This is a genomic window from Inquilinus limosus MP06, assembly GCF_000767795.1.
GTDB classification, from domain to species: domain Bacteria; phylum Pseudomonadota; class Alphaproteobacteria; order DSM-16000; family Inquilinaceae; genus Inquilinus; species Inquilinus limosus_E.
Window position 1 is genome coordinate 1 of record NZ_JANX01001142.1, and the last position, 571, is coordinate 571.

Below are 571 nucleotides of genomic sequence, written 5' to 3' on the forward strand. Positions count from 1 at the left end.
CCGCCCCGCCGCGTTGCGCGGGGAATGGCAGGCCGAGCAGTGGCCCAGCCCTTCGACAAGGTAGCGGCCGCGATTCCACTCCGCCGACTGCGCCGGCTCCGGCCGCAGCTCGCCCTGGCGCAGGAACAGCGCGTTCCACCCCGCCATCAGCGGCCGCAGATTCAGCGGGAAGGGCAGCGCCGTCTTTGGCGGCGTCGACCGCACCGCCGGCTGCGCCATCAGATAGGCGTACAGCGCCTGCATGTCGGCATCGGCGATGCGGGTGAAATGCGGATAGGGGAAGGCCGGATACAGATGATGGCCGTCACGGCTGATCCCCTGCCGCATCGCCCGCTCGAAGGCGGTGTAGGACCAGGCGCCGATGCCGGTCTCCGGGTCCGGCGTGATGTTGGTCGAAATGACCGTGCCGAACGGCGTCACCATGGCATGGCCGCCGGCATTGACCACGCCATCCGGCCCGGTGTGGCAGACGGCGCAGTCGCCCAGCGCCGCCAGCTGCCGGCCGCGCTCGATCGTCTCCGCCGAATAGGCCGACGGGTCGGGCGGGCGATCGGCGCGATCTCCGCCCGCC

At 71.6% G+C, this 571-nt stretch carries 1 protein-coding gene; it reads right to left on the reverse strand.

All coding sequences use genetic code 11. The annotated features are described in order from the left end of the window. A partial coding sequence (locus P409_RS35675; RefSeq protein ID WP_034849920.1) for a c-type cytochrome occupies positions 1–571 on the reverse strand: 571 nt, incomplete at both ends.